An 18,815-nucleotide genomic window follows, 5' to 3' on the forward strand; every position below is an offset into this window, starting at 1 on the left:
GCGGATAGTCACTGTGACCGGGCGCTATTTTGCCATGGACCGAGACAATCGCTGGGACCGGGTGGAAAAAGCATATCGCGCCATCATCCGGGGCAAGGGTGAGCAGGCGCAGGATGCGGCCTGTGCCGTTGAGGCCGCCTACGCGCGCGGGGAGACCGATGAGTTTATCGCGCCGACGGTCATCGGCGATTATGCCGGGGCGCGGGACGGCGATGCGGTTTTCTGCCTGAATTTCCGGGCGGACCGGGCGCGCGAGATTATGGCAGCCGTCGGGGCGCCGGAATTCGACGGGTTTGACCGCGGCGCAAGGGTCAACTGGTCCGCGCTGATGGGTATGGCGCAGTATTCCCAGGCGCACTCGGACTACATGACGGTGATGTATCCCAAGCCCGAGATCGCCAATACGCTGGGCGACTGGGTGGCGCAGAAAGGGCTGCGACAGTTCCGTCTGGCGGAGACCGAGAAATATCCGCATGTGACCTTCTTTCTGAACGGTGGTGAAGAGGTGTCTTTCGCCGGCGAAGACCGAAAGATGCCGAAATCACCCGATGTTGCGACCTATGACCTGCAGCCCGAGATGTCGGCGGCCGAGGTCACGGATGCTTTTGTCGATGCAATCCGCGAAGGGTACGACCTTATTGTGGTGAACTACGCCAACCCCGACATGGTCGGTCATACCGGTGATTTGCAGGCCGCGATCAAAGCCTGTGAGGCCGTGGACCAGGGACTGGGCCGGGTGCTGGAAGCGCTGGAGGCGGCGGGCGGGGCAATGGTGGTCTGTGCCGATCATGGCAACTGCGACGTGATGATTGACCCCGAGACCGGCGGGCCGCATACGGCGCATACGCTGAACCCGGTGCCGGTGGCCGTCATCGGCGCGCCGGAAGGCACAAAGATCACTGACGGCCGGCTGGCCGATCTGGCGCCGACGATCCTGCATCTGATGGGCATTGAACCGCCTGCGGAGATGACGGGCAGGTGCCTGATTTCATGAGGTTTATCTGCTTTCTGGCGATGTTCCTGCCGGCGGTGGTCTTTGCGGCGGAGGATCCGGCGGCTGACGCACGCGATGCAATGGCGCAGATTGAGGCCGCCTCGGCGGAGCTTGAGAATGCCGTTTCTGCGCGCGACCGTGTGCGCGCGCTTACACAGATCATCGGGGCATTCGAAGAAGGCCTGAGCGCGTTGCGCAGTGGCCAGCGCACTGCCGCGGTCCGCGAGGCGGAACTGGCGGCCGGATTGCAGGCCCGTGATGAAGAGATCACGGCGCTTTTGTCGGTCCTGCAGCAGATGGCATCTGAGCCTTCGCCGGTTATTTTCCTGCATCCGCAGGGCCCGACCGGCAGCGCGAGGGCCGGTATGCTGCTGGCAGATACCGCTCCGGCACTTTCAGCACAGGCAGAAGGGCTGCGCCGCGATCTCGAAGAGTTGCAGATGCTGCGTGACATGCAGCGCGATGCAACTGCAAGCCTTCAGGCCGGCCTGACCGAGATCCAGGCAGCGCGCACAGCGCTGAACCAGGCGATTGCTGATCGTGGTGTGCTGCCGGCCCGGTTCACCAATGATCCGGTGCGTGAAGCGATCCTGATCGCCTCTGCAGAGACGCTCGACAGTTTTGCAGGGGGGCTTGAGCGGATCGCGGTAGATGTCATTGCCCCGGCACCTGCGGATCTGCAGGGTCAGAAAGGTGCGTTGCCGCTGCCGGTCAACGGGTCTGTGTTGCGCCGCGCGGGCGAGCCCGATGCCGCCGGTGTGACCCGCCCCGGCATCATCGTCACCACCCAGGAACGCGCGATTGTCACCAGCCCGGTTGCTGCGACCATACGCTACACTGGCGCGCTGCTGAATCTGGGGCAGGTTGTCATCATTGAGCCACAGTCGGATGTTCTGTTTATCCTCGCGGGGCTCGGCACAATTTACGGGAATGCTGGCGAGGTCATTGACGCAGGCACGCCGCTGGGGCTTATGGGAGGCGCAGAGGCTCAGACCGGTGAGGCGCAGTCAACAGATGGTGATGTCACTGGTGCCGGGCGTTCCGAAACGCTCTATATAGAAGTAAGACAGAACAACACGCCCGAGGACCCGGGCCTCTGGTTCCGAACGGACAAGGATGGATAACAGGATGAAAAAATTTGCCATGGCAGCACTGGGCGGTACGCTGGCCGGGGTGCTCGCGACCACCCAGATCGCAGGGCCGCTTCTGGCGCAGGATGCAGCCAAATCCGGCAATGTGTACGAGCAGCTTGATCTTTTCGGCGATATTTTCGAGCGGATCCGTGCTCAATACGTTGAGGAAGTCGACGCAGGAGAGCTGATCGAGGCCGCAATCGACGGCATGCTGACCTCGCTGGATCCGCACTCAAGCTATCTCAGCCCGGATGATGCGGCCCAGATGCGCGTGCAGACGCGAGGCGAATTCGGCGGACTGGGTATCGAGGTCACGCAGGAAGAGGGCTTCGTCAAAGTGGTCTCGCCCATCGACGGCACGCCCGCGGACGAGGCCGGTGTCGAAGCCGGAGACTTCATCACCCACGTCGACGGCGAGTCCGTTCTGGGTCTGAGCCTTGATGAGGCGGTCACCATGATGCGCGGCCCCGTGGGCTCTGAGATCCTGATCACCATCGTGCGCGAGGGTGAGCCCGAGCCCTTTGACGTGGCGATCATCCGCGACACGATCAAACTTACCGCGGTGCGTACCCGTACCGAAGGCGATACAGTTGTGCTGCGGGTCACGACCTTTAACGATCAGACCTATGCCAACCTTGAGGCCGGGTTCAAAGAGCGGGTCGAAGAGGCCGGTGGTATGGACGCGATCAACGGCATTGTGATCGATCTGCGCAACAATCCCGGTGGTTTGCTGACCCAGGCGATCCGGGTTTCGGATGCGTTCCTGAACGAGGGTGAGATTGTCTCCACCCGTGGCCGCGAGATCCAGGACGGTGAGCGCTTCAACGCGACCGAAGGCGATCTTGCCGATGGCAAGCCCATCGTCGTGCTGATCAATGGCGGCTCTGCTTCAGCCTCGGAGATTGTCGCCGGCGCGCTGCAGGATCACCGCCGCGCGATTGTGGTGGGCACCAAGAGCTTTGGCAAAGGCTCGGTTCAGACGGTGATGCCGCTCAGAAGCGACGGTGCGATGCGCCTGACCACCGCGCGATATTACACCCCGTCGGGCCGGTCGATCCAGGCGCTGGGTGTGTCCCCTGACATCGTTGTGGAACAGCCCCGCAGCCCGGTGGATGCCGCAGCGGAGGAAGAGGAAGAGACAACACGCCGTCCGTCCCGTTCCGAGGCGGATCTGCGTGGCAGCCTGAATAACGACAGCCTGACAGATGACGAGATCGAACAGATACAGGCCGACCGCGCCAAGGCGGAAGCCGCCGCGGCCCTTCGTGAGGAAGACTATCAGCTGGCCTATGCCATCGACATCCTCAAGGGTCTGTCCGCGATCGGTGGTCAGGACTGAGACTTCGTTAAACGAATGACAAAAAGGCCCCCGGAATTATCCGCGGGGCCTTTTTAAAGTGCGGGCCTGATCGGACTGACTGTTGTTGCGCGGTGGCTTGATGCGGGCCGGTGACCAGGCCCGGCCGTTGATCGAATGAGCTCCTCGACCTGCGCACCGGCAACTGTGCTCCCGGTACCTGTGACCGGAGCGGAGGTGTCCCTTCACGTAACGATCCGCGATAGTTTCAGTCAGGACGATGTTTCAAGACAATGCCGTCGGAACGCCCGTTTCAGCATGTCCAGTTCCGCGCGCAGCAGGTCAACTTCAGCGCGCAGATCCTGGCCAAGAACCTCGCCGGCCATCAGGGTAAAGCTGCCCAGTACAGTGTCTGTTTCCTGATCCCGGATCAGGATCGTCTGCAGCCCGTCCGCAACGGCGGCCATCGGTACCGGCACCTCAAGCAGCCACTCGCCGCTCTCGTCCGCAGGGATGATACGGACACCGGATACCGGCGTGTCCTCATGCGTTGCCATGATGTCAGGGGTCTCATCCGCGCCTGATATGACACCTTTCCAGATCCCGCCCTGCATCGTGGTTTTGGTCAGTACGGGCTGCATCATTGGGACATCCTCAGATCTGTGCGCGCGGGCGGCGCGACATAGTCAGATCCCGCAGCGTCACCATGTTCATTTCAGGACCTTCGAAAATGAAATCGATCCAGGCCTTGTCGATGCGCTTTTCGTTGAGGTTGGTATAGGCAAGGTCAAATTCGACGCTGGCCTCTTTCTCCCCCCGTGGCATTTCGCGCACGATCTGCTCGGTATTGGGACCGTGACGGATGTTCAGCCGGACAAAGATTTCGATGGGTTTTTCCATCTCGGCTATCGCGACAACGCGCAGAATATGGCTGCGTTTAAGGTTTTCAACGCATCCTTTGGGCAGGGTGGCAACGAGGGACATAAACGAGCCGTCGAACCGGAACACGTCGATGCGCAACCCGTAGGGTGCAAGGTCTTCCTCGCGGATATTGCGGAGCTGGCGAAGTGTGATTTCGGACCGCGCGCAGTCGTGAAAGAGGGTGATCTCGTCACCCAGCATCGATTTGCTCTTCACCGATGAGATGCCTTTGACGGGCAAAGCGGTGCGCCAGAGCTCCGGCCGCCAGGCCCAGTCTGCGTTGTGCGGTCTGGGAAAACCGGTCGAGCCGATGACAGGCAGAGCCAGACGCTCGTCGGCGGTACGGATCAGACGGTCAAGATGATCACGCAGCAATCGCGCCCGCGTCGCCTGGCGTTTCAGAACGCTGATTTTCGCGGTGGTGGCCTCGCGCGCACAAATCGCCCAGCGTTGCAAAGCCCGCCGATGGATGGCCGTATCCCAGAATGTGTCGCCGCTTTTGCTCATGGTGCCCGGTTGGTTTGCGCCCTTTATCTGACGAAAGGGTTACGTCCAGATAAACCGCAAAACACCTGTTGATCGCAAGCCTTTTTGAGCGTGGCGGTCCCGCACGGCCGCGCGCGGGACCGGTCCGGTCAAAGCTCCATGTAGGAATGGCCTTCTTTTTTGCCACCCGGATGAGTGACGGCACCAAGGTAGGTCGGACCCACAAGCTGCGCGTATTTCCACAGTGCACCGGCGCCATAGATCGTCTCGCGCGGGCCTTTCCATGCTTCTTTGCGGGTGGCCATTTCGTCATCGGTAAGGTCCACGCTGATCGTGCCTTCAAGCGCGTTGAGGGTGATCATGTCGCCGTCTTGCAGCAGTGCGATCGGGCCGCCATGGGCCGCTTCAGGGCCGACGTGACCCACGCAAAAGCCACGGGTCGCGCCGGAGAAACGACCATCGGTGATGAGTGCAACCTTTTTGCCCATGCCCTGACCGGAGAGTGCCGCCGTGGTCGCCAGCATCTCGCGCATTCCGGGACCACCCGCCGGCCCCTCGTTGCGGATCACGAAGACGTCGCCTTCCTCGTAGGTGCGGTTCTGCACCGCTTCAAAGGCGTCCTGTTCGCATTCAAAGACGCGCGCAGGTCCGGTGAACAGCAGATGCTGCGGCTCCATACCAGCGATTTTTACGATAGCGCCTTCGGGTGCGAGGTTACCTTTCAACCCGACGACACCACCCGTTTTCGACAATGGCGTTTCCACCGGATAGATTACGCGGCCATCCGCTTCGAGGCTGACCTTGTCGATTTCCTCACCGATGGAATAGCCTGTTGCGGTCATGCAGTCCTCGTGAATGAGGCCCGCCTTGCGGAGTTCTTTCATCACGACCGGCACGCCGCCGGCCTCGTAGAGATCCTTGGCCACATAAGCGCCGCCCGGTTTGAGATCGACAAAATAAGGCGTATCCCGAAAAATCTCGCAGACATCGTCGAGGAAGAAGTCGATGCCCGCCTCATGTGCCATCGCCGGCAGGTGCAGGCCGGCATTGGTCGAGCCTCCGGTGCAGGCAACGATGCGGGCGGCATTCTCGAAAGCTTCGCGGGTGCAGATGTCACGCGCACGGATGTTCTTTTCGATCAGGTTCATGACCGCAGCACCCGAGGCTTCGGCATAGGCGTCGCGGCTTTCGTAAGGCGCGGGTGCCCCGGCGGAGTTGGGCAGCGCCAGACCTATGGCTTCGGAGACGCAGGCCATGGTGTTGGCAGTGAACTGGCCACCACAGGCACCGGCAGAGGGGCAGGCCACGCGTTCGAGAATTTCAAGCTCAGCCTCGGTCAGGGTGCCGCTCTGCTGACGGCCCACGGCTTCGAACATGTCCTGCACCGTAAGGTCGCGGTTGGCAAAATCTTCGGGCACCTTGGAGCCGGTGGGCGCACGGCCCGGCAGGATCGAACCGCCATAGAGGAAAACCGACGGCACATTGAGGCGGATCATCGCCATCATCATGCCCGGCAGGGATTTGTCACAGCCGGCAAGACCCACAATCGCGTCATAGCAATGCCCGCGCATCGTAAGCTCAACAGTATCAGCGATTGCCTCGCGGGACGCCAGCGAGGAGCGCATGCCCTCGTGGCCCATTGCGATGCCGTCGGTGACGGTGATTGTGGTAAACTCGCGCGGGGTGCCGTCTTCGCGTTTGACGCCCATCTTCACGGCCTGGGCCTGGCGGTTCAGCGCGATGTTACAGGGGGCCGCTTCGTTCCAGCAGGTCGCCACGCCCACCAGGGGCTGGTGAATTTCCTCATCCGTCATACCCATGGCGTAATAATACGACCGGTGCGGCGCGCGCGCCGGGCCTTCGGTGACGTGGCGGCTGGGGAGCCTCGATTTGTCAAAGCGTTGAGCGGACATGAGTGACCTCTTTGGGAAAATGCGTCGTGACCGGAATAGCCATCTGCCACCATGCCTGCAAGGCTCCAGCGTGCATCGCCGAACAGGCAGAGCGCGTTTGCACGCTTGTATTGGCAAATTCGCGCGCCTAAGTTGCGTTCAGCCACAAGCGGGTCGTGACCAGACGTGACCCCGGCGGCCCGGACCCCGGGCCAACCCGAAAGCCGGTCTATGGAATCAACTCTTTTTTCGTTCATCTGGAAGTATTCCAGACGTGAGCAGCTCTTTTTACTGTTCTTTACGATCTTCACCTTTCCGTTTCTTTACGCGACGCTGGAGCTGCCCAAGCGGATCATCAACGATGCCATCGGGTCGGATCAGTCCTTTGTCGATGTGATGAACCTGCGCCTGAGCCAGACAGAGTTCCTGATGGCGCTCTGCGGGCTATATCTGCTGGCGGTGCTCGTGCATGGCCTGCTGAAGATGCGTCTGAACACCATGAAGGGCGTGCTGGCCGAGCGGTTGCTGCGCCGGTTCCGCTATAAACTCATCGGCCGGATGATGCGCTTTCCGCGCGCCTATTTCCGGTCCACCAGCCAGGGCGAGCTGGTCTCGATGGTCACCTCTGAGGCCGAGCCCATGGGCGGGCTGATGGGGGATGCGGTCGCTCAACCGGTTTTTCAGGCCGGGCAGATGCTGATCATCGTGATCTTTCTCTTTGCCCAGAGCGTGTGGTTCGGGCTGGCCGGTGTCGCACTCATTCCACTGCAGGCCTGGATCATTCCGCGGCTTCAGCGACAGATCAACCAACTGAACAAAAAGCGCATCGTTGAGGTCCGCCACTTTGCCGGAGAAATCGGTGAGACCGCCGCAGGCATTACCGATCTGCGAACCAATGGTGGCTGGCGTTACCGGCTGGCGGGGTTTGCCGACCGGCTGGGCCGGCTTTTTGAAATCCGCTTTGCGATCTATCAGAAGAAATTCTTCATGAAGTTTCTCAACAACTTCATTACCCAGCTGACACCGTTCTTTTTCTATTCGGTGGGCGGCATTCTCGCGATCCGGGGCGAGATTACGGTGGGTGCGCTTGTGGCGGCACTTGCGGCGTACAAAGACCTCTCAGGTCCGTGGAAAGAACTGCTGACCTATTACAATCAGGTGCAGGATATGTCCCTGCGCTGGGAGATTGTGATCGAACGCTTTGCGCCGGCGTCGATGATTGACGAGAAGCTTTTTGAGGGTGAGCCCGAGGAAGTCCCGCATCTGGACGGCGCCATTTCGATCAGCAATGTCACTGTGCGCAACGCTGACGGAAATGCGGTACTCGAAGATATCAGCCTCGACATTCCGGCCGGTGCGCGCGTGGCGATCAGGTCCGGCAACCAGACGGAACGCACCGCTTTTGCCGAAATGCTGACCCGAGAGGTCATTCCCGCCCGGGGCAGCATCACCATCAGCGGGCATGATCTGTCGGAGCTGCACCAGTCGGTGATTGCAGCCCGTATAGGCTATGCGCACTCGCGGCCTTACCTCTTTGACGGCACGCTGGGTGACAATCTCCTGATGCCGCTGAAATCGAGCCCCAAGACTGTGCTGTGGGATCCTGACAAAAAGGACCGCAGTTCGATTGAGGCGCAGCGGTCGGGCAACACAACCGACAGCATTCGCGCGGACTGGCTGGACCCCGGGCTTGCCGGGCTGACGACCGCCGAAGAAGTGCGCGGCTGGTGGTTCCGGCTGGTCGAGGCGATGGGCATTGATGACTTTATGTTCCGGCGCATGCTGATGTCGCACATGAATCCGGACGATCATCCCGAGCTTGCGGCCCGCCTTGTCAGTCTGCGCGACGAGGTGCGCGAAGCGCTTGAGAAGAAAGGGCTGAGCGGTGCGGTGAACCGGTTTGATCCCGACACGTTCAACCCTTCGATCCCGCTGGGCGGCAACCTGATGTTTGCCTCGCCCCGGCGTACGATCAGCCAGGAGGGCCTTGCCCGGGAAAACGATTTCCTGTCGATGGTGATCGAGCTTGGCGTGGCCGAGCAGGGCATCGCAATCTCGCAGACCCTGATCGAGACTCTGCACCAGACCTTTGGTATGGACGGCACAAGCCATCCGCTTTTTACCGCGCTGGGGATCGAGGAGGAGCTTTACGAACAGCTTGTCGATATCGCGGCACGACGGTCGGAAAAGGGCGATCAGGCGTTGACCGAAGAAGAGTTTGCCCTGCTGCTGACAGTGCCTTTTGCTTTCAGCGCCGAACAGATCGGCCCGGCCTTTCCCGACAGCTTCAAAGAAGAAATCCTGCAGATCCGCAGGGCAAAGGGTGAGGAAATGCGCACCCGCGCCAAAGAGCTTTTCGTACCGGTAGAACCCGGTAATTACCTGCCGCGTCTGACCCTGATGGAGAATGTCATATACGGCAAAATCGCCGGTATGGCGGGGGTGCAGGGCGAGATGGTCGAAGACACGGTGGCCGAGGTGCTGGCAAAGTACGACCTCAGACGGCTGGTCGCGGAGACCATTCTCGACATCCGAACAGGCCTTGGCGGCACTAATCTCGCGGGGGTTTTTCAGGAACGTGCCGCGTTCAGCCGCGCGGCGATCAAGCGGCCCGATATTCTGATCCTGGATACTGCACTGGCCAGTCACGATGCGGAGTCGCGCGCCAGCGCCCGTCGCCGTCTTGAAGAGCTGTTGCCGGGCACGACGATGGTGTTTCTGGAAGACAAATTCGCCAACCCCGAAGCCTATGACCTCTATGTCGAGATCAGCAACGGGCGGATTGACGGTGCGACCGAAGCCGAACTGCCCTCGGACAGAGACAGCGGCTCGGATGATCTGCGCCGGAAAATCCGGGTGATCTCGCGCACGCCGCTTTTTGCCGGGCTCGACGGGCGCAGCCAGCGTCTTCTGGCCTTTTCGGCGCAATGGTACTCGGCGCCGGCCGGCAAGCGCATTTTCTCCATGGGGGAGCGCGCCGATGCGGCATACCTGTGTCTTTCGGGACGCGCGATGATGAGCTACCGCGACGACGATGATGTCTCCCGCGATGTGACCGCGGTAGAGCCGGGCCGGCTGATCGGTGATCTGGCGATTATCCTCGATGAGCCGCGGCAGCTTGACCTGATGGCCCTGGAAGACACCGAGTTTCTGCGCATCGGTGCAGAACAGTTCAGATCGGTAATCGAGACCGACCCCACGGTGTTGATGAGCCTGCTGAAAACGGTCTCCAGCCATTTGACAGGTGCGGCGGAGCTGTTGCGCGAAGCCCGCGTATCAATTCACGAACAGTCGGGGGGGTCCTCCGACGGGCCGCCGGTGCAGAGCCCGCTGGCCGAGCCTGACCGCACCCGGGAAATCGGTGAGTAACCCCTGATGCAGTTTCCTGACTATCGCGCCTATCGTGATCTGACCGATCCCGCCCGTACCACAGCGCAGGTCTGGCGCCTTATCGTCGGGCTGATCCTCGTGGCGGGCGTCTATCTCATCTGCAATCAGCTGATGTTTCGCACCATCCTGACGCTGCTGGGACAGGATGCCTTTGCTTTTTTCAGCAGTCTCAGTACCGGCAGCACACCTGTTGCGATGATTGTTCTGCTGATGAGCTTCGGTTTTCTTACGCTGGGTGTCGCGATTGCCGTTAAGGTCGCGCACAAGCGCGGCATCACCTCGGTTTACGGTGATGTCGGGCTGGCCGTACGACAGTTCGTGCTGGTTATTCAGATGCTCGTGCTGCTCAATGTGGTTGTGTTTCTGCTGCCGCCCTGGGGCATGGGTATGCCGATAGAGCGGAACCTTGCAGCCGGCACCTGGGTGATGTTTCTGCCCTTTGCGATCATCGCCGTTTTCGTGCAGGTCAGCGCTGAAGAGATCCTTTTCCGCGGCTATATCCAGCAACAACTGGCCGCCCGGTTCCGCTCTCCGCTGATCTGGATGCTGGTGCCGGCGGGGCTCTTTGGTCTGGGGCATTACATGCCGCAGGACACCGGCGAGAATGCGACGCTGATCGCGCTCTGGGCGGTGGCATTCGGGGTACTGATGGCTGATCTGACCGCGCGCTCGGGCACGCTGGGGCCGGCCATCGCCGTGCATCTGGCCAACAATGTCGTAGCGATTGTCGTGGTTTCTCTGCCCGACAGCCTGTCAGGTCTGTCGCTCTATCTGGCGCCCTTTTCGATGGCCGATGCGGATGCCGTACGGTCATGGTTGCCGGTGGATTTTGCGATGATGATTGTCAGCTGGCTGGCCGCGCGGCTGGCGCTGCGGCGCTGATTGCACTTTCGACCGGGCCGTATTATCTCAGGCAGGCAACTGCAATCAGGGTGGCAGAATGAACTGGATCACTAATTACGTCCGACCCCGGATCAATTCGATCTTTTCGCGCCGCGAAACGCCGGACAACCTGTGGACCAAATGCCCTGAATGCGGGACAATGCTTTTTCACCGCGAGGTTGCCGACAATCTGAACGTCTGCACCAACTGCGAACACCATATGTATATTTCGCCGCGCGACCGGTTTACCGCGCTGTTTGACGGGGGCTCCTTTACCGAAGTGAAGGTCAAGGCCCCGACGCCTGACCCGTTGCATTTCCGCGATCAGAAACGGTATCCCGACCGGCTGCGGGCTGCGCAGAAACAGACAAACGAGGCCGAGGCCATGCTGGTCGCGCGCGGCGACATCGGGCGCACGCCGGTGATTGCGGCGGCACAGGACTTTTCTTTCATGGCAGGCTCGATGGGCATGTATGTGGGTGATGCCATCATTGCCGCTGCCGAAGAGGCGGTGAAACTCAAACGCCCGCTTATTCTCTTTTCCGCCGCCGGGGGCGCGCGCATGCAGGAGGGTATTCTCTCGCTGATGCAGATGCCGCGCACCACTGTGGCCGTGCAGATGCTCAAAGAGGCGGGCCTTCCTTATATCGTCGTTCTCACGCATCCGACCACGGGCGGTGTCACCGCGAGCTACGCGATGCTGGGGGATGTGCATATCGCCGAGCCCAATGCGCTCATATGTTTTGCCGGGCCGCGGGTTATTGAACAGACCATCCGCGAAAAACTGCCCGAAGGGTTTCAGCGGGCAGAATACCTGCTCGATCACGGCATGCTCGACCGGGTGACAAGCCGAGTGCAGATGCGCGAAGAGCTGATCACGATTACCCGGATGCTGATGGGGTTGCCGCCGGCGGTACGCGGTGACCTGCCGCCGCCTGAGGCAGGCGCTGAACTTCCCAATGCGCTTAGTGAGGCGGCGCCGGTGGCTGCGAAGGCAGACAGCAAAAAGCCATGAAAGCGGCCTCATCAGACGTCATCCTGCAGCGGATGATGGCGCTTCATCCTAAGATCATCGACCTGACGCTTGATCGGGTCTGGCGTCTGCTGGATGCGCTGGGTAACCCGCAGGAAAAACTCCCGCCGGTCATTCATATTGCCGGTACCAATGGCAAAGGCTCGACCCAGGCGATGATCCGCGCCGGGCTAGAGGCTGCCGGCCAAAGCGTTCACGCCTATACCAGCCCGCATCTTGCGCGGTTTCACGAACGCATCCGGGTGGGCGGCGATCTGATCACCGAAGAGGCGCTGACGGCTGTTCTGGATGAGTGTTATGCGGCCAATGGCGGTGCCGATATCACCTATTTTGAGATTACCACAGTGGCCGCGCTTCTCGCATTCTCACGCAGCCCCGCAGATTATACATTGCTCGAAGTGGGCCTCGGCGGTCGGCTGGACGCGACGAACGTGGTCGCCCGGCCCGCGCTGACGATCATAACGCCGGTCTCAATCGATCATCAGCAGTATCTTGGCGACACCATTGCAAAGATCGCGTTTGAAAAGGCAGGTATCATCAAGCGTGGTGTTGCTTGTGTCGTGGCGCAGCAGGCCGAAGAAGGCCTGGATGTGATCGAAGAGGTCGCCGCGCGGAATGCTGCACCGCTGCTGGCCTTTGGCCAGCACTGGCATGCGGGGCCGGAACGCGACCGGATGACCTATCAGGATGAAACGGGTCTGCTGGATCTGCCCCTGCCGGCCCTGCCCGGTGCACATCAGATTATGAACGCCGGCACTGCACTTGCCGCTCTGCGCCACCTCGGGGCTGATCCTGCTGCCTGCGAGGCGGCCGTGACCAGGGCGTACTGGCCTGCACGGATGCAGCGTCTGCGCGAGGGCGCGCTTGCCGATCTGGCCGCAGGAGCAGAACTTTGGCTGGACGGCGGGCACAACCCTGCCGCTGGGGAGGCCCTGGCGCTTCATCTGAGCAGTCTGACGGAACGGCCAACGTGGCTTATCTGCGGGATGCTCAATACCAAAGATACGGGCGGTTTTCTGCGCCCGATGGCCCCGCATGTCGCCGGGCTTTACGCGGTTTCCATTCCGGGGGAAGCCAATACGCTGCCGGCGGCGGAAACCGCCGGCGCAGCCGCTGCGGCCGGTATGGAGGCAGCCACCGCAGACAGCGTGGCCGGTGCGCTGAAAGCCATCGTCGCCCGATCCCCGGAGGCGCGTATCCTGATCTGCGGCTCACTCTATCTTGCCGGGCATATCCAGCGCGACTACGGCTGAGTGAGTCAAAAATACACCACCAGATCTGGTTTCTGAAGCATCATGTTGACCGGGAATCCACCTCTCCCCTATATCTTGCCCGCTTGTGTATAAGGAATTTCACCTTATGCGTGAAATAGTGCCTGTGGGGGGCTTTTGGATATGGACCCGGATACCGGGACCGGTTCTGCCGGTCTTGATCTGTCACGCATGCCTGCGCGTCCGCGCGAGGTATCCCGCTGGCCGGTTGCCGGTGCTGCGGTGATGCTTTGTGTGACGCTGATCCTGGGCGGCGCTATGATGTTGCAGACCGACGGTTCTGATCTTGCGGGTGTGCCGGTCGGGCAGACGGATACTGTGGCCCGGCAATCGCCTCCTGAGATGACCCTCGCGCGACCTGCTGCGCTGCGCGATCCGTCGTCTGAGCCGGTGAGCCATCTGATCCGCCGGCCTGTGCGCCTCACCGACCGGAACGCCAGCGGCCAGGATCTGCGCGCGCAGACCCGTCAGGTGCTGGCCGGGTTTGGCCACGTCGCTGTACCTGATGACCGTCTGCAGCAGTTACTGCTCCGTACGCTGGCGCAGGGTCAGAGTGACGCTTATATCGACGCTGCGCTGAATGCCGCGGCGGCGCGTGGAGAATTTACCATCCCGGCGCCGCTCAGAACACACACCGGCGGCGTGGATACCGCAATTCTGCTTGCGGCCTATCTGGAAATCTTCGGGGGTTAAACGCCCCAGCCGTCTGACTGCATCTCGCGCAGCCGCGATGCAGTACGCTCGAACTCGAAGGTGCCTTCGCCCTCAAGGTATAGCATCTCGGGGGCGGCCGCCGCTGAACAGATCAGCCGGACGCGCGCCTCATAGAGCGCATCGATCATCGTCACAAACCGTTTGGCTTCGTTGAAATTGCTGCGCGAGAGTGTCGGGATGTTGTCGATCATCAGCACCCGGACGGCATCGGCCAGCGCGAGATAGTCGCCGGGACCCAGAGACCGGCCACACAGCTCGTGAAAGCCCGCACGGGCCACGCCATTGCGAAAGGCAGGGATTTCCACATCGCGCCCTTTGACGCGGAGAATGAGCGGCTCCCCCGGTCCGCCGGTCAGATCATCCCAGACCGCATCCATGGCTGCGCGCGACTCTGCGTTTACCGGCGTGAAATAGACCTGCTGCCCGCCCAGACGGTCCTGGCGGTAATCGGTGGGGCTGGTCAGTTCATGCACCACCATCCGTTCTTTGATCAGCGCAATGAACGGCTTGAAGAGATCCCGGTTCAGACCGTTTTTATAAAGATCATCGGGCACCCGGTTTGACGTCGTTACAACGACCACACCGTCGGCAAACAGCGCCTCAAACAGTCGGCCCACGATCATCGCGTCGGTGATATCGGTGATCTGCATCTCGTCAAAAGCGAGCAGTCGCACCGAGGCCGCGACGTCCGCAGCCACAGGTGCGATCGCATCCTCAACACCGGTTTTGCGCACCTCATGCATGGCGTTGTGGATTTCCTGCATGAAGGCGTGAAAATGCACCCGACGCGCCGCTATGTCGCCGAGATGTGAGACAAAGAAGTCCATCAGCATGGATTTGCCGCGCCCCACCCCGCCCCAGAGATAGAGCCCCTTTGGCGGCTCCGGTGCTTTGCGGAACAGCCCCTTTTTCACGGGCGCGTCCAGCGCTTTGCGGATGCGTTCAAACTCCGGCAGCACGGCAGTCTGCGCCGGGTCGGACTGCAGCGCGCCCTCGTCGACAAGACGCTTGTAGATATCGGTCAGGGTTTCCACTGATCCGGCATAGCGCGCGCGCCCCGGTGAGGGAAGAGCCGGCTGGCATCAATAAATGTTATGTGACGCCAAAAACTGCTGATTTGACGGGCGCGTCAGAGCGGGTACCGTGTGACCACCCAACCGGAGACTTCCATGCAGGAACGCGCACCGCTTTTCACCCCCGTTCTGATCGTGGGGTTGGTAATCATCATGGTCAGCTTTGCGATACGCTCGGCCTTTGGTCTCTTTCAGATTCCGATTGCCGAGGAATTCGGCTGGCTGCGTGCGGAGTTTTCCATGGCGATTGCCATTCAGAACCTCGCCTGGGGTGTGGGTCAGCCGCTTTTCGGCGCGCTGGCGGAGAAGATCGGCGATCGCAAAGCCATTTTGCTGGGTGCCGTGGTCTATGCGCTGGGTCTTGTGCTCTCGGCCAATTCGGTGACACCGCTGGAACATCAGATCTATGCCTGGCTGGTTGGTTTCGGCATTGCCGGCACCGGGTTCGGAGTGATCCTCGCAGTCGTGGGCCGCGCGTCGTCGGATGAAAACCGGTCGATGTCGCTGGCGATTGTTTCGGCAGCGGGCAGCGGTGGGCAGATCTTTGGCCCCCCGGTCGCGGAATGGCTGCTGGGTGTGATGCCGTGGCAAAGCGTTTTTATGGTCTTTGCTGCGGCCATTCTGCTTGCAATGCTGGCGCTGCCGCTGATGCGCGCGCCGGTGATGGCAACAAAATCCGAGCTGGATGAGAGCCTGGGGCAGATCCTCGTCAAAGCGTTCAAAGACCCGTCCTATACCTTCATTTATCTGGGTTTTTTCTCCTGCGGGTACCAGATTGCCTTCATTACCGCGCACTTCCCGGCCTTTGTGACCGAGCTTTGCGGGCCGATCACGCCGGGCGGCACACTGGATAATATGGGGATCAGCACAACCTCGGCGCTTGGTGCGGTGGCCATTTCGCTGATCGGGATCGCTAATATCGCCGGTACCCTGACAGCGGGCTGGCTGGGCAAACGCTATTCCAAGAAATACCTTCTCGCGGGCATCTACACCGGCCGGACCATTGTGTCCGCGCTGTTTATTATGTTCCCGATCACACCTGAATCGGTGATCCTCTTTTCGGTCGCAATGGGGGCGCTCTGGCTTGCCACGATCCCGCTGACTTCGGGGCTGGTCGCGCATATCTACGGGCTGCGCTACATGGGCACGCTTTATGGTATTGTCTTTCTCAGCCACCAGCTGGGCAGTTTCCTCGGCGTCTGGCTGGGCGGGCGGATGTATGACATCTATGGCGATTACACGCTGGTGTGGTGGATCGGGGTGGCGGTCGGCGCCTTCAGCGCAATCATCCACCTGCCGATCCGCGAGCGCCGTCTTGAAGGGCTGCGCACAGCCTAGCCGTTGCGGCTGGTGAACCGGGCTATGTGATCAAGAACTTCTGAGGTGTGCGTATAGGGGATGCCGTGCCCGCCTTCTGACACCACCACGCTTTGCGCTGTCGGGTTCCAGTCGCCGAGGCGTTCAGATGACTTGAGCGGGATGACCTCGTCCTGCCCGCCCCAGATCGCCAGCACGGGCACGCCATCCTGTTGCAGGGTGGCGTGTGCTGCCTCCAGATCCTCACTGATAATGCCGCGCAGGCTTGATGCCACGGCGGGTACAAATCCCTTCCGGTCCAGTTCAGCCTCCTGCCGGCCGGAAATATTCTCTACACTGCTGGCCAGCCCGCTTTCGGCTTTGATGCCCTTGCGCAGCTGTCCGGGGTAAAAGAGCAGCATCAGCCATGTGCCTACAACAGGCACCTGCAGAAGTTTTTTGAACCCGCTGAGATCAATGTCGCGGAGGCCTGCGGGTGCAATCAGAATAACCTGCCGGACCGCCAGTGGACGGCGCGCGGCAAAGGCGGTGGCGATCGCACCGCCCATCGAATAGCCGATCAGGGTAATATCATCCTTAACCTGCTGATTTTCCAGCAGATCACTAAGCTGACGGTTGAAGAATTCTGCATTCTGGCTGCCCCAGGGCCGGTCGGACCAGCCCCGGCCGTAAAGGTCATAGGTCAGCACCCGGAACCCCAGACGTACCAGACCCGCCGCCACCCCCTCCCAGACGAAAGAGGGTGTCGTCAGCCCGTGAATGCAAACCGCAACGGGGCCTTTTTCAGGGCCGCGCCACTGGTAATGCGTCACCCCCTGCGAGAGCCGCACTGACTGGCCGGGCGCATTTTCCCGCGCGCTGTCGTTCATTCGCTTGCGGGTCACTTCGATCACAAGCGGAATGGCCACAGCGGCGGCGACAATCAGATAGACCCACATCATGAGCGGCTCTGCCATTGCTGCAGGATGTAGCGGCTGGTCATCAGATCCAGATGCGCGCCGCCGCCGTTTTTGAAGAGCGTGATGTCATCGTCGGAGGTGCGGGTGAAGCGGTCGGGCGTGTAATAATCGCTGACAATGTCGTCTGCTGAGAAAGCCCCGGACGCGATGGGTATTTTCAGCTCGCCAATATGGGCGACGGTTGTATCGAGACTGTCGACGAAAACGCGAGCGCGGGTCAGGGCGGTGTCATCGACCTCGCGCATATCAGGGCGGTAGGCACCGATCAGGTCGATATGCTGGCCCGGCCGCAACCAGTCTCCGAAGATCACCGGATCGGTGGCCATTGTTGCGACCGTTACGATGTCTGCCCGGGCAACCGCGCCCCGGAGATCTTCGGTGGTGCGCAAGCCCGGGATTTCCTGTGCCATCTCCCCGGCGCGGTCTGCCGACCGGTTCCAGACGGTGAACTCTGCACCGGGAAAGGCGGCACTGTACGCGGCGTGCAGGGCGCGTGCCTGAGTGCCGGCGCCGACGATCAGGATTTTGCTGCTGTCGGTGCGTGCCAGCCGTCGTGCAGCCAGCAGGCTGTCTCCTGCGGTTTTCCATTTTGTGACGAGGTGAAAATCGATGATGGCTTCAAGCACGCCCGTGTCATCTGAGTAAAGCGTCACGCCGCCGTTTATGGTCGACGTGTTTTTGGCCGCATTGTCCGGGAAAATTGTCGCGGATTTGACCGCGAGACCCAGCCCGTCGATCCAGGCGGCGCGGTTCAGCAGCGTGTCAGCGCCCCGGTACAGAAAAGTATCGGCGATTTCGGCTTTGGGCAGCAGATGCCCGGCGGCCAGCGCATCTGTCAGGCCGATCCAGTCGAGCATCGCCTCGCCTTCTGCGAAGGGGATAAAGTGTATCGTCATCGCGCTTCAGCTTCCGTGAGAAGTCCGGCAGAAATAAGGCGTGCAGCCCAGCCATCAGGGCCCTCAAAAAGATGCGTCTGCCAGCCCCGTGCATCTGCAGCGGCGATATTATCATCGCGGTCATCTGTGAAGATCAGATCCGCACCGCTGAGCCCTGAGGTGTCCTCCAACCGGGCGTAAATGCCTTCCGACGGTTTGGTGACGCGCAGGTGCCCTGAGATGAAATTCCGGTCGAATTCACGCAGAAACGGATAGTGTGTGGCCGCGTAATCATAGCTGCCGATGCCGAAATTGGTCAGGGAGAACACCGGAACTCCCTTGCCCTGCAGCGCCTTCATCAACCTGACAGAGCGGTCGATGGCAGGGGTCGCAAGCTCGATCCAGCGGTCGTGCCACATCCGGATCTCATCGCGCCAACCGGGATATTTCTCTGCGGTGGCATAGATGGTTTCGGTAAAAGGGTGTCCCTGATCGACCAGTTCGTTCATGCCGTGCAGATCCACTTCGGCAAACATCGCGCGGCGACGCTCTTCGCCGATTTCGGCATCGTAAAACCG

The 18,815-nt window shown here is 61.0% G+C and carries 16 protein-coding genes; 9 read left to right on the top strand and 7 right to left on the bottom strand.

Annotated elements, in window-relative coordinates; all coding sequences use genetic code 11:
• The 3 genes from gpmI to Q0M35_RS10710 all read left to right on the top strand — a co-directional run.
• On the top strand, window positions 1–994 hold a 994-nt coding region (gene gpmI / locus Q0M35_RS10700; RefSeq protein WP_295315003.1), incomplete at its 5' end, for a 2,3-bisphosphoglycerate-independent phosphoglycerate mutase.
• On the top strand, window positions 991–2,118 hold the full coding sequence (locus tag Q0M35_RS10705; protein ID WP_295315005.1) for a peptidoglycan DD-metalloendopeptidase family protein: 1,128 nt from the start codon (window positions 991–993) through the stop codon (window positions 2,116–2,118). The genes gpmI and Q0M35_RS10705, both read left to right, overlap by 4 nt.
• A gap of 4 nt (window positions 2,119–2,122) precedes the next feature.
• Window positions 2,123–3,466, top strand: a complete 1,344-nt coding sequence (locus Q0M35_RS10710) for a S41 family peptidase (RefSeq protein ID WP_295315007.1) — start codon at window positions 2,123–2,125, stop codon at window positions 3,464–3,466.
• A gap of 230 nt (window positions 3,467–3,696) precedes the next feature.
• Here the strand turns inward: Q0M35_RS10710 and Q0M35_RS10715 are convergent, their stop codons facing one another.
• From Q0M35_RS10715 to ilvD, 3 genes are all read right to left on the bottom strand, one after another.
• Entirely contained in the window at window positions 3,697–4,068 is a 372-nt protein-coding gene (locus Q0M35_RS10715) for a hypothetical protein (RefSeq protein ID WP_295315009.1), read from the bottom strand.
• A gap of 10 nt (window positions 4,069–4,078) precedes the next feature.
• Window positions 4,079–4,852: a DUF6478 family protein gene (locus Q0M35_RS10720; RefSeq protein WP_295315011.1), complete on the bottom strand. Its 774-nt coding sequence runs from the start codon at window positions 4,850–4,852 to the stop codon at window positions 4,079–4,081.
• A gap of 128 nt (window positions 4,853–4,980) precedes the next feature.
• The gene (ilvD, locus tag Q0M35_RS10725) at window positions 4,981–6,744 is read right to left on the bottom strand and encodes a dihydroxy-acid dehydratase (protein ID WP_295315013.1); all 1,764 of its coding nucleotides are present in this window, start codon (window positions 6,742–6,744) and stop codon (window positions 4,981–4,983) included.
• A gap of 210 nt (window positions 6,745–6,954) precedes the next feature.
• Between ilvD and Q0M35_RS10730 the strand changes: the two genes are divergently transcribed.
• The 5 genes from Q0M35_RS10730 to Q0M35_RS10750 all read left to right on the top strand — a co-directional run bounded on the left by Q0M35_RS10730 (window position 6,955) and on the right by Q0M35_RS10750 (window position 13,992).
• Window positions 6,955–10,092 carry an ABC transporter transmembrane domain-containing protein gene (locus tag Q0M35_RS10730; RefSeq protein WP_295315015.1) on the top strand — a complete coding sequence of 1,046 codons (3,138 nt, stop codon included), beginning with the start codon at window positions 6,955–6,957 and terminating at the stop codon, window positions 10,090–10,092.
• Between the two features lie 6 nt (window positions 10,093–10,098).
• Window positions 10,099–10,995, top strand: coding sequence for a CPBP family intramembrane glutamic endopeptidase (locus Q0M35_RS10735; protein ID WP_295315017.1), 897 nt, complete (start codon window positions 10,099–10,101; stop codon window positions 10,993–10,995).
• A 58-nt stretch (window positions 10,996–11,053) separates the two neighbouring features.
• A complete protein-coding gene (gene accD / locus Q0M35_RS10740; RefSeq protein WP_295315019.1) occupies window positions 11,054–12,010 on the top strand; it encodes an acetyl-CoA carboxylase, carboxyltransferase subunit beta in 957 nt (318 codons plus the stop codon).
• Entirely contained in the window at window positions 12,007–13,281 is a 1,275-nt protein-coding gene (locus tag Q0M35_RS10745; protein ID WP_295315021.1) for a folylpolyglutamate synthase/dihydrofolate synthase family protein, read from the top strand. The genes accD and Q0M35_RS10745 overlap by 4 nt, the downstream gene beginning before the upstream one ends.
• 141 nt (window positions 13,282–13,422) lie before the next feature.
• Window positions 13,423–13,992: a hypothetical protein gene (locus tag Q0M35_RS10750; protein ID WP_295315022.1), complete on the top strand. Its 570-nt coding sequence runs from the start codon at window positions 13,423–13,425 to the stop codon at window positions 13,990–13,992.
• Here Q0M35_RS10750 and zapE read toward each other — a convergent pair.
• Window positions 13,989–15,047 (bottom strand): cell division protein ZapE, encoded by a 1,059-nt coding sequence (gene zapE / locus Q0M35_RS10755; protein WP_295315024.1) that lies wholly within the window; start codon window positions 15,045–15,047, stop codon window positions 13,989–13,991. The genes Q0M35_RS10750 and zapE overlap by 4 nt on opposite strands.
• Window positions 15,048–15,182: 135 nt before the next feature.
• Here zapE and Q0M35_RS10760 point away from each other — a divergent pair, with 135 nt between their 5' ends.
• Window positions 15,183–16,424, top strand: coding sequence for an MFS transporter (locus tag Q0M35_RS10760; RefSeq protein ID WP_295315026.1), 1,242 nt, complete (start codon window positions 15,183–15,185; stop codon window positions 16,422–16,424).
• On the opposite strand, the gene Q0M35_RS10765 is transcribed toward Q0M35_RS10760, so the two are convergent.
• From Q0M35_RS10765 to Q0M35_RS10775, 3 genes are all read right to left on the bottom strand, one after another.
• Window positions 16,421–17,344: an alpha/beta hydrolase gene (locus tag Q0M35_RS10765; RefSeq protein WP_295315028.1), complete on the bottom strand. Its 924-nt coding sequence runs from the start codon at window positions 17,342–17,344 to the stop codon at window positions 16,421–16,423. The genes Q0M35_RS10760 and Q0M35_RS10765 overlap by 4 nt on opposite strands.
• A complete protein-coding gene (locus tag Q0M35_RS10770) occupies window positions 17,341–18,258 on the bottom strand; it encodes an ornithine cyclodeaminase (protein ID WP_295315030.1) in 918 nt (305 codons plus the stop codon). Before Q0M35_RS10770 ends, Q0M35_RS10765 begins: the two co-directional genes overlap by 4 nt.
• The coding region (locus Q0M35_RS10775) for an HAD-IA family hydrolase (RefSeq protein WP_295315032.1) at window positions 18,255–18,815 on the bottom strand (561 nt) is incomplete at its 5' end. The genes Q0M35_RS10770 and Q0M35_RS10775, both read right to left, overlap by 4 nt.

Source organism: Roseobacter sp. (assembly GCF_024639605.1).
Classification (GTDB): domain Bacteria; phylum Pseudomonadota; class Alphaproteobacteria; order Rhodobacterales; family Rhodobacteraceae; genus Roseobacter.